Origin of the sequence: Chitinophaga skermanii, assembly GCF_003259335.1 — a bacterium.
In the GTDB taxonomy this organism is placed as follows: domain Bacteria; phylum Bacteroidota; class Bacteroidia; order Chitinophagales; family Chitinophagaceae; genus Chitinophaga; species Chitinophaga skermanii.
In genome coordinates, this window is the sequence record NZ_QLLL01000001.1 from 301,456 (window position 1) to 316,256 (window position 14,801).

Below are 14,801 nucleotides of genomic sequence, written 5' to 3' on the forward strand. Positions count from 1 at the left end.
CAGCGATGAATTCGATGTTTAAACTATGCGCCGGCTTATTGTTGTTGGCCACGACTTTCTACGCGTGCGACGATCAAACCGAAACATGCGATAAAGCGTTCCGCGCCAGCGTGCGTATGCGCTTTAAGTACCCGCGCCCAATCGATGGTCGCGTGGTAGATACAACATTACCTTACGTAACCATTAAATCTATGATGGGCGATACGGTGGCAAAGAACCAAACCGGTTTAACCGGCGTAGCCTTGCCGCTTAACGGGGTAATCGACAGCACATGGTACTACTTTAAAGCGGATTCTACAGTACTCGGCGATACAATCCTATTTAGATATAAACGTCATCAACAGTTTATCTCACCAGGATGTGGATTTGCCACGTATTACCACCTCGATACAGTAATAACCACGCGCCACGCGATCGATTCTATCCAGATTATCAACAAGGAAGTGACCAATAATGAAGACATTCATCTTTACCTGTTTTATTAGTTTGTTGCTTTGCGCAGGTGTAGCTCAGGCGCAACAGAAAACCGACTCGGCATCGGCCAAGAAACCGTCTGCTGTTAAAACAGATTCGGCTACCGTGCACTTGAAGAACGATACCTTAAAGATTCATCAAACTTACCCGGCGGGTTTGCGTATTGGAATAGATATTAGTCGTTTCGCGATGATGTTTTTCCAACCATACCGTACGGATGTTAACTTTACGGCAGATGCACGTATTAACAAAGACTTGTATGCTGTGGCGGATTTTGGTGTGAACAGAACAAAACATTCCGATACAAATTATACCTATAAAGGCGGCGGTGCTTTCATAGCGCTGGGCGTTGATTATAACTTGTTAAAGAAACAAAGTATCCACGAAAATAACATGTTCTTCGTAGGTGCCCGCTATGGTGTAGCTATGTTCAACTACGAATTCCCTACTTATACGATCTACGATAACTATTACGGCAACGTAACAGGCAGCGTACCAAAAACAAACGAAATGGCCCATTGGTTAGAGTTTGCCGTAGGTTTACGTACAGAAGTATTGAAGAACTTCTACATGGGATGGAGTTTACGGGTACGTACCTTGTTAAATAGCAAGATTATTGATGGCGACTATGCGCCTTTGGTTATTCCTGGTTATGGTGCCGGCGATAAGAAAGCGGTGTTCGACTTCAATTATACCCTTTCTTACCTCATTCCATTATACAAACTAAAAGCTCCTTCTGCCCCAATCGCGGTGCCTAAGAAGAAAAAATAATACACTGATGCGTGTTGCGTTTTACGGCGCAACACGTACCATTTCGATATGCGGGATGTTGTCTTCCAAATACATATCACTCGCTTTTACAAACCCCAATTCCTCGTAAAACCGCTGCAAGTATTCCTGCGCCCCAATACGGATTTCCTTCGCCTCGAAATGTTCTTCCACAGACGCTATCGATACACGCATCAACTCCTTACCAATCCCCAATTTTCGCACACTAAAAGCCGTCGCTACCCTGCCTATGCTCGCCTCCTTGAATTTAATGCCCGAATCAAATAACCGGGTAACGGCTACCAACTGGTTATCGTCGGTATAACCAAGTACATGCAAGGCTTTTTGATCACTATTGTCGAGGTCTAAATACACGCAGTTTTGCTCCACTACAAACACTTCCGAACGCAAACGGAGCAGGTCGTATAACTCGTGTACGCCTAAGTCTTCAAACTTCTTAACAAACCAAGTAATTTTCATGCGACATATAGTTTAAAAAAAATGCACCGTGAGAAGTTATCCCACGGTGCAAGTATAATAGTTTGCGGTAAATTTTCCCGGAACAGCTATTACCAAATTACTACACGCTGTGCAGCCGGTAATACCATTTTGTCGCTCGGGCCACATTTCCACGCATGTTCGAATTCTACTAAGTGAGGTAATGGTCCGTTAATACGATCACGTGCTGGAGCATGCGGATCAGTTTGGATTTGGTTACGTAAAGCAGCATCCGTAATGTTTGCATGCCATACTTGTGCCCAACCTAAGAAGAAGCGTTGTTGCCAGTTATGACCGTCGATTAACGCCGGGGCAGGCTTGCCTTTCAACGATTTTTCCAACGCGTAATAAGCCAATGTTAAACCACCTAAATCGGCAATGTTTTCACCAATAGTAAGGGCACCATTGATTTTGAAGCCCGGTAAAGCTTCAATACCATTGAAGTACTCGATATAACGGTTCGCTAAAGCATCGAAGTTTTTACGATCGCTTTCAGTCCACCAGTTTTGTAAGTTACCGTTTGCATCGTATTGAGAACCTTGGTCGTCGAAACCGTGTGTGAATTCGTGACCAATTACAGCGATAATACCACCATAGTTAATAGCATCATCGGCGTTCGGGTTGAAGAATGGCGGTTGCAAAATACCGGCAGGGAATACTACTTCGTTGTTCAACGGGTTGTAATAAGCATTTACTGTTTGCGGTGTCATTAACCATTCAGATTTATCAACAGGTTTGCCCACTTTAGCAATCGCTTCGTTGTGGTTGTACAATGCTGTGTTTACCAAGTTTTGTACTAAGTTGTTAGCACTGATGTTGATAGAAGAATAATCTTTCCATTTATCAGGGTAACCAATTTTGTACGTAAACGCGGCTAATTTTTTATGCGCCTCTTTCTTCGTAGCATCGCTCATCCAAGTTAATTGGTCGATACGTTCGCCGTATACGGTACGTACGTTCTCGATCATTTCAGAAACTTTCGCTTTAGAAGAGCTTGGGAAATATTTCTCTGCGAATAATTTACCCAATGGCATACCGAGGTTAGCATCAGTAGCGCGGATGGCTCTTTCTAAACGCGGTTTTTGCGCTTTTGTGCCACGCATTACTGTTGCGAAGAAATGGAAGTTCTCGGTATCGAATTTTGCTGGCAATGCACCCGCGAAGTGCGTTAATACTTGCCAACGTAAATAGGTTTTGAGTGTGTTGATATCAGAACTTGTTAAGAGGTTGTTTACTTTACCGAGGTAAGGTTTGTCTTGCAAGATAACAGAATCAGTTTTGATACCGTTGATGCTTAAATAGCTCAACCAGTCTAAATCCGGTGCTAATGTTTTTAATTCACCTACACCTACTTTGTTGTATGTTTTAACGGGGTCGCGCAGCTCCACGTTCGTTAATTGCAACAAGGCTAATTTCGTTTCGAAATCGAGCACGGTTTTACCTGGGTTGGCATCTTTCCAGTTGGCCAACGAGAACATTTTATTAACGTGTTGTTCGAACTCTTTACGCACGTTTTGGGTGCTTTCGTCCTGGCGTTCGTAGTAGCTTCTTTCACCTAAGCTCAAACCATCTTGACCACCATAAACGGCGTTCATTTTAGAATCGAGTGCATCGGCATCTACATATACACCGAAGATATTGGTGATGCCGATTTTAGACAATTCAGCAGCAGTTTTCCACCATTCTTGTACGTTGTTGATGGCGTCGATTTGAAGTAAGTACGGTTGAATAGGGGTTAAACCTAATTTTTCGATCGTAGCTACATCGAGGTAAGATTTGTAGAAGTCGGCGATTTGTTGTTCTTCGCTGCCTTTTACCAAGTTTTTCTTTGTTGTGATGGTGTTGATGATACCTTTTAAACGGACTTCTTTGTTTTCTTTATCTAGTACGTTGAAGGCTCCCCAGCGACTTTCAGTGCCTGGGATAGGGTTATGCTTCTTCCAACCGCCATTAGCATAGTTATCAAAATCCTGGCAAGGTTTGAAACTATTGTCGATAGAGGATTTGTCGAATGCAGGAACCGGTTTGTTTTGAGCGTTCACTTGCCCAGCAGCCAATACGGCTACTACTGCACTTGCGCGCATCCACATCCCTGCAGTGGATTTTATATCTCTCATTATAAACAGATTTTAGGGTTTAAAGGTAGGGAAAAACTAAAGTTCAGCCATACATGGTCATGTTAAAACTCGGCAAGCGGTGGCAGGGCTGGGAATTATTTAGTAGGTTTGCGTTGGATAATAAATTAATCGCATGCCATTTTCATTTACACTGTACAGGTTTTTAACGGGCTTTATTTTAATCGTTTCCGGTCTTTTTAGCATGATCGCTGTTCTGGGTATTATTATTTCACCAAGTATTCAAGCGCTATTAAGTGCCATGATGGTGGGTGCGCCTTTGATACAAGCAATACTTTCGCAAGCGATCCAACGTAGCTTAATTCACGGAGGTTACCCCGTTAAGCAAAGTACCCCGGGTGGATTGCGTGTAATGAGTATTATTGCCATTGTAATTGGCGCATTAATGGTATGGAGTTTCACTACTTTACTTTTCAACCCGGAGGCTATTATCGACGTTATTTTAAATGATCCTGCTGTGCGTAAGCAAAACCCGGATGTACTGAAAGATCGCGATATTTATATCAAAACACTACGTGTATTAGCTGGTATCATGATCGTGTACGGCGCTATAATTCTAACAAACTGTAGCCTAGCATTACGCTATTTGAAAGTTTGGCAACACCGTCGCCACGATGATGAAAACATTACCTTCGATATAGAAGAATAGGCAAACGAATTACGAGCCCCTTTGCTACACTAACCCAAACCATCACCGGTAAAAGCAAAGCAAATGACAACACATTCTTCCATTCCCTTGGCAGAAAGGTTAAGACCCGCTACCCTAGAAGATTTAGTAGGGCAGGAGCATTTAACCGGCGAGGGAAGTATTTTACGTAAAGCCTTGGCACAAGGAAAAATTCCCTCCATGATACTATGGGGCCCTCCAGGGGTGGGAAAAACAACGATTGCCAACATTATAGCACATACCTTAAATGTACCTTTTTACACCTTAAGCGCTATCGCCGCCGGTGTGAAAGAAGTACGTGAAGTAATTGAAATCGCGAAGCACCAACAACAAGCCGTATTGTTCATCGACGAGATTCACCGTTTCAATAAATCCCAACAAGATGCATTGCTCGGTGCCGTGGAGAAAGGTACTATTACATTGATAGGCGCCACCACGGAAAACCCATCGTTCGAAGTAAACGCAGCATTGCTGTCACGCTCCCAAGTATATGTATTAAAACCACTCGGCCCGCCCGATTTCTTGCAATTGCTTACGCAAGCCATGCAAAAAGATGCCTGGTTAGCTACGAAGAACATCGAATTAAAAGAAACAGAAGCCCTTTACAACATTGCCGGTGGCGACGCCCGTAAGCTGTTGAACTTATTCGAATTAGTGGTAGATACTTTGCAAGAAGACCCGATCGTTATCACCAATCAAAAAGTAATGGACATTGCCCAACAGCGTGTAGCCATTTATGATAAAACGGGTGAGCAACACTACGATATTATTTCCGCCTTTATCAAATCCATCCGGGGAAGCGATCCTAATGCCGCTGTATATTACTTGGCACGCATGATTGCAGGTGGAGAAGATGTAAAATTCATTGCACGCCGATTGGTGATCTTAGCCTCGGAAGATATCGGGAATGCCAATCCCAACGCGCTATTACTCGCAACAAATACCTTTCAAGCCGTGTCTATGATTGGGTATCCCGAATCGCGGATTATCCTCTCGCAATGTGTTACCTATTTGGCTTCATCACCGAAAAGTAACGCCTCGTACATGGCCATCAATAAAGCACAAAGTTTGGTTACACAAACCGGCGATTTACCTGTTCCTTTGCACATTCGCAATGCGCCTACAAAGTTGATGAAAGATCAAGGTTATGGTAAAAATTACCAATACGCCCACGATTACACGAACAACTTTGTACACCAAGAATTCTTACCCGATGCCATCAAGAACACAAAGCTTTACGACCCCGGTAAGAATGCCCGTGAAGATGAATTGAGACGCTACTTGAAAGCGATGTGGAAAGAAAAATATAACTACTAATATTCGACAAAAGGCTGTATGAAAATGCAGCCTTTTTTTGTGCTTATCCTTAGTATGTCGCAAAGCTACTTACAAGGTGCTTAAATATACCAAAGCCTTTGACTTCCCTTTGACGAGCCTTTAAAAACCCTTTGAAAAGCCTTTGACCACCCTTTGACTGTAGTCAACGACCCTTTGACTTGCCTTTGAAAGACTTTAACCGGTAGTTGGCAGTAGTTGCCAAAAGTTATTGTCGCAAATAGACCGCTTGAGGTATTAATTGGTGCTTTTATAATATCTCCCAATGTTCTTCTAATGTTATTTCAATGGTAAAACCGCGTCTTTGCTATGTCGAGATATATTACCCATATATTTCCCATATACCTGGGATGTTATTTCCATATATCCAACATATGGTAGTTACCAAGTTTTTGTCGACAAAAAGCTTATCTATACGTGTAGAGATCGGTGCGACCCGCGCCAGCATAGGGTTGGAGTCGGTAAAATATGTTAGATGCCCGAAAACACTAGCTTTTTTTCTAAGAGATTTACTGGTAGCAGGTTTGCTGGAAGTAGTGCTGTGCTATAAAAGGTTTCAGCGGAAAATAGGTGCCTTATTGCGACTATATTTCAGTCGTTTTGGATAGCTCGTTTTGACGACGTAGATCCGTTTTTTTAAATTGCGATTTAAGCGTGTAATAAGGCTCATTTTTGCCATTATTCTTGGAGAGTGATAATTGATTGGAATAAAACAATAAGGTCTAAAATCGCCTAAAAATAGCCTTTAGGAAATGGCGTTTTTAGTCAATACCCAGCCTGGTTGTACGTGATTGAAAATCAATACAATCAAGCTGAGGTGCTTGATTGTATTAGAGTTTACGCTTGTTATCTTTCTCTAGGATTTCGAAAGTTTGTTGGATTTGTTCGCCGTCTTCATCCACGATGGTCAAGGTATGTTTGCCTGCTTTAGGTTTGAAAGCTAACTGGTGATAAGTTTCCGTGGTGCCAATGTATTCGTTGTCTAAATGCCAGAATACTTTTGCTTGGCTATTGCGATGCGTGGCTTTGAAAACTGTTTGTCCTTGTGTACCATCAATTTCTATTGGGATATAGATTTTAGCCCCTTGCCTTGGGTAAATTAACTCCATACTATGCCCTTGTTCTGCATTCGGTTCACAACCTGGTTTGTAGGGAGGCAATGGCGCGTATACATGTTTGGTGCGGTAATAAAACTCCATAGCGGGCGGCAGTACAAACCACGATTTGTGCTGCATATTATACGGCGATTCGCAGCTTTCCGTTACACGGTATTGCCCCGTGGGATCGAGGTGTACTAATTGGTGATAAGGGCATACCGGTGCACGTTGACAAGATACCGGTAATAACATCGTATCAACATCTACGCAATGCTCGCCTACCCTATAGCCACTTTGCCTGCATACAGCTATTTTCGACATGCCCGCTTGCGGTTCGTTGAACCAAGCGGTGTTGGATAATTGCCTAAATATCTCGAACATAATGGGGGCTGCTGTTTGCACACCCACTAAGCCTGGCCTTCCTTCACCATCGGCATTACCTACCCACACACCTACTACGTACTTCGGTGTAATACCAATGGCCCAACCATCTCTAAAGCCAAAGCTTGTACCTGTTTTCCAAGCTACGCGTTGTGTGCTGGAAAACTGTTGCCAAAGTAATTCTTCACCGGGGCGCATCACTTCTTCCATCGCTTGCAATGTATACCAAATAGCGCCCGCATTTACCGGCCCATTCGTAGAAGGAGAGTGCTTAGAAGCGAGTTGATTGTTCGCGATATATTGTGGTGCATGCACGTCATCTTCATCATACTTACCATTCAAATCCTGGTAATGCAATAATAAGCGGCCCATGCTGGCATACATACCTGTTAATTCCCACAAAGTAGTTTCTCCACCGCCCAAAATCATCGATAAACCATAGTGCCCAGACGGCCTGTTCAAAGTAGTGATCCCCATACGTTTTAGCAATGCATGAAAACGTTCAGTTCTATACTGGCGTAACATGCCCACCGATGGAATATTCAACGACCGCGATAATGCCCGCGAAGCCGCTACGGCACCATCAAATCCAAGATCAAAGTTTTGCGGTGTATAACCTGCAATTTGTGTAGGCACATCGGCAATCAATGAATTCGGTAAGATCAAACCATCGGTTAACATGGCGCTGTATAATAATGGTTTTAACGTACTACCCGGGCTGCGGGGTGCTTGGATAATATCGACATGACTTTGCAGTTCTGGATTTTCGGGGTGATAAATATTCCCCACATAAGCTAATGTGTTCCCCGTTTCAAGATCTAGCACAAGGGCAGCTGCGTTGTTGATATTGTTCGCTTTTAGTCCTACGTGATGGCGGTCTAAGATGCGGGTAACATTCAACTGTAAATCCCCATCAAGCGTACTTTGCAAACGGGTTTCTACAGCTATCTTTTGCTTGGCTAAATCTTTCTTGAATTTATCTAATAAGTGGGGTGCTAATTGGGGCAATGCATACGGCTGATCGGGTATCGGTTCTAGCTTCGCCAAGTTGCAGGCCGCGGCATCGAGGGTACCGTTGTCGCGGAGTTTATCGAGCAATTGGTTTCGTTTATTCGTAAGTGTTTGCCTGTTCCTACCAGGATGTACGAGTGCCGGGGAATTGGGTAATACAGCTAAGGCAGCCATTTCACCCCAGGATAGTTGTTCGGGGCGGCGACCGTAGTAGCGCCAAGCTGCTGCTTCTAAGCCTACCACGTTACCACCGAAGGGCGCGTTGCTGGCGTATAAGGCGAGGATGGTGTTTTTTGAATAGCGGAATTCTAAACGGGTAGCCATCACCATTTCAATACACTTCTGCCACAAAGTACGCGGCTGGTCGCGGTACAAACGAATAACTTGCATGGTAATGGTACTGCCACCACTCACTACTTTCTTCCCACTAATATTCTGCTTTAAAGCACGCGACATAGCTACCGGGTCTACGCCCCAATGGTACCTAAAACGTTTGTCTTCATACGCTAAAATACATGCCTCAAACTTCTCCGGTACTTTCTTAATGGCTGGGAAGCGCCATTGTCCGTCGTTTGCAATGGTTGCGGATAATAAGTTGCCGTTGCTGTCTTCAATCACATAGGAGGTTGGCGTGTTGAATAGTTTTTTCGGTAGAATGAAATAGTATCCAATAAGCAGTATGCCTACTACAATCAATAATTTCTTTCTTCTTACTACCCAATGTTTAAAGCGTTCCCAAATTTTCATACTTCTATATATAGCAACATGCCATTTCTTATTGCAGGTAAATTAACACCTTTATCGCAATAAGAAATGGCATGCGCATTTCTTTAAAAAAACGATTTTATTATTTCACTACTTCTACCCATTTACCAGGCACATAGGCGTGAATGGTATTGTCGTACATGGCTTCAACTGCTGTTGCCGGTAAATAGTATTTACCCAAATACGCAGCATTTAACAATACCTGGTAAGTAACCGTTTTGTTCTCTTCCAAGTTGAAGTAAGTGTACACCCTATCATCACGAATGTCACGGTAAGTATATGGCGATGTATGTACAGCACTATCATTACCCATTAACCTGGTGTTAATAATTTCCCAACCCGATGGGAACACTTGCGTTAAAGCCATTTGCTCGTAATAACCGCGGCGGCCCGGGTTGCGGATAGTTACAGTGGCTACAAAGTCTTCACCTTGACGTAACATGGCCGGATCTACAGCACGACCGCTACGGGCGTTGTATTGAATATCCATACTTAATACATCCGGGTTATTCTCTGCATAAGGATTTGTACCTGCAGCAGGTTGACCTTGTAAGATCAATCTTACATACAACACGTTGGTGCCTTTATTTTGAATACTCACATTACCGCCGTTTGCACCGTTGATGGTTACCGGGATTTGCGTTACATACGCATCGCTATTCACAGTAGCACTTGTGCCGTTGGCATTGTAAGAGAAATTCACTTTACTACCATTCTTATTATCACCACAATAACGACCAATCGCTATCAATGAGTAAGCCGTTGTTTGCGTACTGTACCAAGTATCTTGCGATAACTCGGCCGCTACTTGGCGCAATAAAGTAAGGGCAGCAGTACGTTGACCTAAAATCGTTAAGCTTTCCAAGATAATGGCCCTATCGCGTAAATCGCTACCATAGGTATAACCCAATTGTGTATAAGGTTTCACATCTGTTGGTAAACCTTTCACAAGTGCATTGGCTACTTCGGCCTGCCCAGCTAATTTATAAGCCGCTGCCAATTGCCATTTCGCCGTGTTTGAAAGGTATTTGAATTCTTTCAAACGGTTCATCGCACCCATTTCAGGTGTTTTACCTAATGCTAACAAGTACAAGCGGTAAGCTTGTGTAAGATCGCCACCGTAGAAGTTATTGGTACTAGGCGCCCATGTTACAGCTTTATTACGTTGGTATTTACGCCATTGTTCTAAGAAGCCACTTGGTAAAGTGTAGCCTTTTGCTTGGGCTTCTAACATGAAATGACCGGCGTAGTTGGTGCCCCATTCGTCGCCGTGACCAATACCTGGCCAGTATGATAATCCGCCGTCAGTTGTTTGGAAACCTTTCAAACGGTTGATACCTGCTTTGATATTGAAATCGAGATCTGCTTTTTGTTTGTCGGTCAGGTTCATAAGTGTACCGAGGTACAATTGTGGGAATACGCCTGATGTGGTTTGTTCCACGCATCCATGTGGATATTGAATCAAGTAATTCAAACGTTTACCCAAGTTCAATGCAGGAATTGTACTTACTTCTAATACAGCTTTGTTTGTACCACTCATACCTACCGGTGTGAAGGCTGAACTCCAAGCTTTATTACCATCTAAGGTTGCTTCGATTACATTAGTAATAACTGGGTTCGGGTTACGCACATCTAACTCTATATTTTCTTCTGCTCGTTCGCTACCACTTGTTGCGGTGATTTTAATCTTACCAATACCTACGCTTTCTCTCACCTTCACGTCGAAGTACACCAATTGCTCACCCGGTTGCGGGAAGCTAACAGATTTTGTGCGTTCGCCTACTACTTCGAACAAGTTGTTAGGTGCGAGTGTAACATTGGCGCTACGGATATTCTTTTCTAAACCGAATACAGTTACTGGTAATTGGATGGTTTCGCCAGGGCCAAGTACGCGTGGTACTGTGGCTAAAATCATCAATGGTTTCTTTACCGCCGCTACTTTATCGGCAGAACCGTAAGCCCCATTTTGACCAGCCACTACCATGGCTTTTACGGAGCCAATGTATGGTGGTAATTTAAACTGGTGGCTCGCTTTCTGGCCTTTTTTCAAGTAGAAAGGACCCATATATTTTACCACAGGTTTAAACCTATTGGCACGTGCTGCACCTGCATTTTTATTCAAACCTTCATCACCACCAATACTTAATACGCGTTCTAAATCACTACCCCATGCACCAATCACGTAATCGAACAAGTCCCAAGTTTTAACACCCAATGCTTCGCGTGCATAGAAAATGCTGTGGATATCTGGCGTTTTAAAGCGGGTTAAGTCCAACAAGCCTTCATCTACAATCGCTACCGTATACGTCATTTCCTTGCCTTTCGCTTCTGCTACTTGGATGGTAACATTATCCTCTGGACGAAGTTTTTCTGGCAGGCTTACAACAGGTTGTAAGATGGTATTCGGATCTTCTACCAACACAGGAATGGTACCGTACATGCGAATTGGTAAATCGTTTGCTGTTTGAGCGTGAGGCTGTAATAGGCTTACGTTTACGTAGATATTCGGCGCCATGTCCTTCGTAATTTTGAAGGAATAGGTCGTTTGACCTTTCTTGGTATTGATCCATTTAGTGCTAAGTACTTTACTACCCGACTCGATACTGATTAAACCACGGCCACCTTCGCTACTTGGGATGGTGAGTGTAGCTTCTTCTCCTACCGTGTATTTTTCTTTGTTAGCAGTGAAAACTAGCATAGCAGCTTCGGCTGGGTTTTCTTTTTGCATCCTTTCGAAGGCATTAGGCCAGTCGATATAAGCCGTGGCTCCGCTTACATGGCCACTTTGTGCATCTTTTACACGTACGAGGTAACGGCCCCATTCTGGGTAGTTCACCCGTAAATTATAGGTGCCTTTACCGGCTTGTAAGTAAATGCGTTCGCGGCTTACGAGCTGGTTGTAATTATCTTGGGTGAAGTTGGTAAGGTCGCTTTCACTTTGGTCCCACCACCAACTCCAACGAATTTTATATACTTCCACTTCCACTTCGCGGCTGCCACTTAATAGGTTGCCGTTATCGTCGACGTTAACGATGCTTACAGCATGTGGTTTATCGGTTACCAACATACCTGTTAAGCGTTCACCCATTGGCATTTGAATACCCACGTAGCTGTTATACACATGGTACGGCATACTTGTGTAATCGATACTGAAATCACCACCAGGTTCGAATACTTTCACTTCGTAATTAGCCTTCAAAATGCCGGGTGCTTTCTCGCCTACATTCAAATCGGAACGTAAAGCAGTGCTACCCGATTCGCCTAAGCTTCCTTCGAAGATGGTTTTATTCTCTGTTTCGAAATGCGTGGTAGGGTCGTCGAATGTGTAATTCGGGAATTGTTTAAATCCTGTTCGAGAAGCCGTTAAGGATACATCTACTTTAGCTTTTAAATCTTTCGCAGGCGCCCCGAATAACCACATCGCAGATAGAGTACCACTATTGGTGCTGCGTGAAAGGGATGTTTTACCACCGAAATCCAAATTGATTTTAAGCCTATTGGGTTTCACGGTTTCGATGCGGATGTTCTTGGTGAATGTAGCACCGCCCACTTTTACTTTGGCCAACCAGCTACCTGTAGGCGCATCGGCATCGGTGAAAGTGTTGAAGTTATAGAACCCATTTAGCGAAACGTGCTGGTTAATACGTTTGTATAACTGGCCTTTCGGGTTATACAATTCCATGGTTACAGGATGGTTGGCTGGTAACTTCTTGTCTTTATCTTCGAGTACGAAGGTTAAGTACAACGAGTCGCCAGGGCGCCATACGCCTCTTTCCCCGTATAAGAAACCTTTCATCCCGCTTTGGATTTCTTCACCTTTCAAGTCGAAACGACTGAGGGGTAAAGAGCTTCCATCATCTAGTTTCAAGTAGCCTCTTTCATCGCCTTTTTTGGCAATAAGTAAGTACGGTGTACGTTTTAATTCGAACGTAGCAAAGCCATCGCCATCGCTTTTACCTTTGTGCACCACTTGGTTTTGATAGTCGAGTAATTCTACATCAACACCCGATAACGGTTTCGCATCGCGGATATCCGTTACTGCAACCACCATGCTTTTATCGTTGCCGCGCTTAGCAATTAAACCAAGGTTGGAGGAAATGATATTACGACTTGCCCATTTATCGGCATTGTAGTATGAGTTATGACAAGGGTTTTCGCGTTGATTCCAGTTGTAACCAAATGGATAATAATTATCGTACGCGCTCCAGAACTCATCATCTTCATCTATTTTATCGCCGTAGGAGCCGTAATCGTAACTTTCGTCTTCATCATCTTCACCCTCAGCATTGTTATTCGAAGTTTGTGTATTACAAGCCAGCGTAGCATATTCTTTTCTGAAACCGATCGTTACTCTATAGATCGCACCGGGCTCGCTTTTCAGTAACTTCTCTAAGTCGAGGTTAAAGCGATTTTTGTGGTGAAGGTTGATAGATTTGTCTTGGTCTAAACGCACGGTTTTACGCATCACCGGGGCTGCTACACGACGTAGTTCCTGGTTACCGTTTAAGTCGTTGCGTTGTAAATATTGCGGGATATTGTTTTCGTAGATTTTGATAATCGTTACATCTACTGCGTTTAAGTTTACCGCATCGAAAGGCATAACTAGCTTTTCGGATTGAGGTAGAATAACACCTTTGCCTGGGATACTTACGCTAGGCAAGCGATTCTCGAAAGTAACGTTCCCCGCGAAGCTATTATTCAAACGTTTATCGTTCAAGTTCAAAATACCTTCTGTAACACTTACACTATAGTTGCCATCTAATTTTGATGGTGCGAATACACGCACTTTACTGCCTTCGATGGTGTAACGTAAATCGCCCAAGCCACTCATACCGATTAAACCTTCTAGGTTTTGAGAAGGACTTAAAGGATCGCTGAATAACACAAGCAAGCAAGGATCGGGCTCATATTGTGCACGAATATCGAGTACTTTGAAATCGCCGATAGCTGGGATTTCGAGCGTTTGAGAACCTTCTTTCTTGCTATTGATCGGTGTGCCGGTATAGTTGAGAACGAGGTTGCTTTTTACGCTGCTGCGAGGAATATTATTGATCGTGTATTTGTGTTCGCGGTTGGCTTCATTGTGTTGCCAAGTAATTGGCAACTTCTTACCATTGCCTTCCGCTGTTAAAACTTTTTCAATAGCAGTAGGATCTTCAATATCGGCCGTGTATATCACACCTTGCAACGTCATCTTATCCAAAGAAGTACCACCGGCCGCTTCCAGCCCGTATTCTTCCATCGAAAAAGCCGGTTTAATAACTTGGAAGTCGAAGTCGAATGATTTCATGTCGCCCGGTACTTCCATTACTTTACCAAGCTTAAAGGTAGCACTGTAGGCTTTGCCGGGTTGGAGATTTTCTTCGGGGCGGAACTCGATGGTGGTGGCATCAACCCAATAAGCCTTTCCTTTAATGGAAGGCGAGAAGTCAAATACATTATCCGTCACCGGTTCGTTCACGGTGTGGGTAACATTTACGTCGCCCGATAACTGTACACGGATGGCGCTTTGCTTAGAGATAACGCCTGTAGTATAGGCTTCGATATACTTTGCAAAGGCCGGGTTGATTGCTTTCTTCGTTTGCTTACATGCTGTAATGCATGCAATAGCCAAACATACCATGAATGCGAATACAAGGTAACGCTTGTTAGGGTGCATGGGACTAATTT

8 protein-coding genes are annotated in these 14,801 nt (G+C 43.6%); 4 read left to right on the plus strand and 4 right to left on the minus strand.

What is annotated here, in order from left to right; translation table 11 throughout:
• Positions 1–5 precede the first annotated feature (5 nt).
• Together LX64_RS01270 and LX64_RS01275 are read left to right on the plus strand one after the other, a co-directional pair.
• Positions 6–485 (plus strand): DUF6452 family protein, encoded by a 480-nt coding sequence (locus LX64_RS01270; protein ID WP_148707152.1) that lies wholly within the window; start codon positions 6–8, stop codon positions 483–485.
• Positions 454–1,245 carry a DUF6048 family protein gene (locus LX64_RS01275; RefSeq protein WP_148707153.1) on the plus strand — a complete coding sequence of 264 codons (792 nt, stop codon included), beginning with the start codon at positions 454–456 and terminating at the stop codon, positions 1,243–1,245. Before LX64_RS01270 ends, LX64_RS01275 begins: the two co-directional genes overlap by 32 nt.
• A 21-nt stretch (positions 1,246–1,266) precedes the next feature.
• Here LX64_RS01275 and LX64_RS01280 read toward each other — a convergent pair whose 3' ends face one another.
• Together LX64_RS01280 and LX64_RS01285 are read right to left on the minus strand one after the other, a co-directional pair.
• Positions 1,267–1,722 carry a GNAT family N-acetyltransferase gene (locus LX64_RS01280; protein WP_111595790.1) on the minus strand — a complete coding sequence of 152 codons (456 nt, stop codon included), beginning with the start codon at positions 1,720–1,722 and terminating at the stop codon, positions 1,267–1,269.
• Between the two features lie 89 nt (positions 1,723–1,811).
• Entirely contained in the window at positions 1,812–3,857 is a 2,046-nt protein-coding gene (locus LX64_RS01285; protein WP_245952513.1) for a M13 family metallopeptidase, read from the minus strand.
• A gap of 133 nt (positions 3,858–3,990) precedes the next feature.
• On the opposite strand from LX64_RS01285, the gene LX64_RS01290 reads away from it, so the two are divergent.
• Together LX64_RS01290 and LX64_RS01295 are read left to right on the plus strand one after the other, a co-directional pair.
• Positions 3,991–4,524: a hypothetical protein gene (locus tag LX64_RS01290; RefSeq protein WP_148707154.1), complete on the plus strand. Its 534-nt coding sequence runs from the start codon at positions 3,991–3,993 to the stop codon at positions 4,522–4,524.
• Positions 4,525–4,587: 63 nt separating this feature from the next.
• The gene (locus LX64_RS01295) at positions 4,588–5,859 is read left to right on the plus strand and encodes a replication-associated recombination protein A (RefSeq protein ID WP_111595793.1); all 1,272 of its coding nucleotides are present in this window, start codon (positions 4,588–4,590) and stop codon (positions 5,857–5,859) included.
• Between the two features lie 848 nt (positions 5,860–6,707).
• Here LX64_RS01295 and pbpC read toward each other — a convergent pair.
• Together pbpC and LX64_RS01305 are read right to left on the minus strand one after the other, a co-directional pair.
• Positions 6,708–9,113, minus strand: coding sequence for a penicillin-binding protein 1C (gene pbpC / locus LX64_RS01300; protein WP_111595794.1), 2,406 nt, complete (start codon positions 9,111–9,113; stop codon positions 6,708–6,710).
• Between the two features lie 100 nt (positions 9,114–9,213).
• The gene (locus tag LX64_RS01305) at positions 9,214–14,790 is read right to left on the minus strand and encodes an alpha-2-macroglobulin family protein (protein WP_111595795.1); all 5,577 of its coding nucleotides are present in this window, start codon (positions 14,788–14,790) and stop codon (positions 9,214–9,216) included.
• Positions 14,791–14,801 lie beyond the last annotated feature (11 nt).

Excerpts from the sequence above, each read along its gene's own strand:
- LX64_RS01295 (WP_111595793.1), top strand. The coding sequence starts at position 4,588 with ATGACAACACATTCTTCCATTCCCTTGGCAGAAAGGTTAAGACCCGCT.
- LX64_RS01280 (WP_111595790.1), bottom strand. The coding sequence starts at position 1,722 with ATGAAAATTACTTGGTTTGTTAAGAAGTTTGAAGACTTAGGCGTACAC.
- LX64_RS01305 (WP_111595795.1), bottom strand. The coding sequence starts at position 14,790 with ATGCACCCTAACAAGCGTTACCTTGTATTCGCATTCATGGTATGTTTG.
- pbpC (WP_111595794.1), bottom strand. The coding sequence starts at position 9,113 with ATGAAAATTTGGGAACGCTTTAAACATTGGGTAGTAAGAAGAAAGAAA.
- LX64_RS01285 (WP_245952513.1), bottom strand. The coding sequence starts at position 3,857 with ATGAGAGATATAAAATCCACTGCAGGGATGTGGATGCGCGCAAGTGCA.
- LX64_RS01290 (WP_148707154.1), top strand. The coding sequence starts at position 3,991 with ATGCCATTTTCATTTACACTGTACAGGTTTTTAACGGGCTTTATTTTA.
- LX64_RS01270 (WP_148707152.1), top strand. The coding sequence starts at position 6 with ATGAATTCGATGTTTAAACTATGCGCCGGCTTATTGTTGTTGGCCACG.
- LX64_RS01275 (WP_148707153.1), top strand. The coding sequence starts at position 454 with ATGAAGACATTCATCTTTACCTGTTTTATTAGTTTGTTGCTTTGCGCA.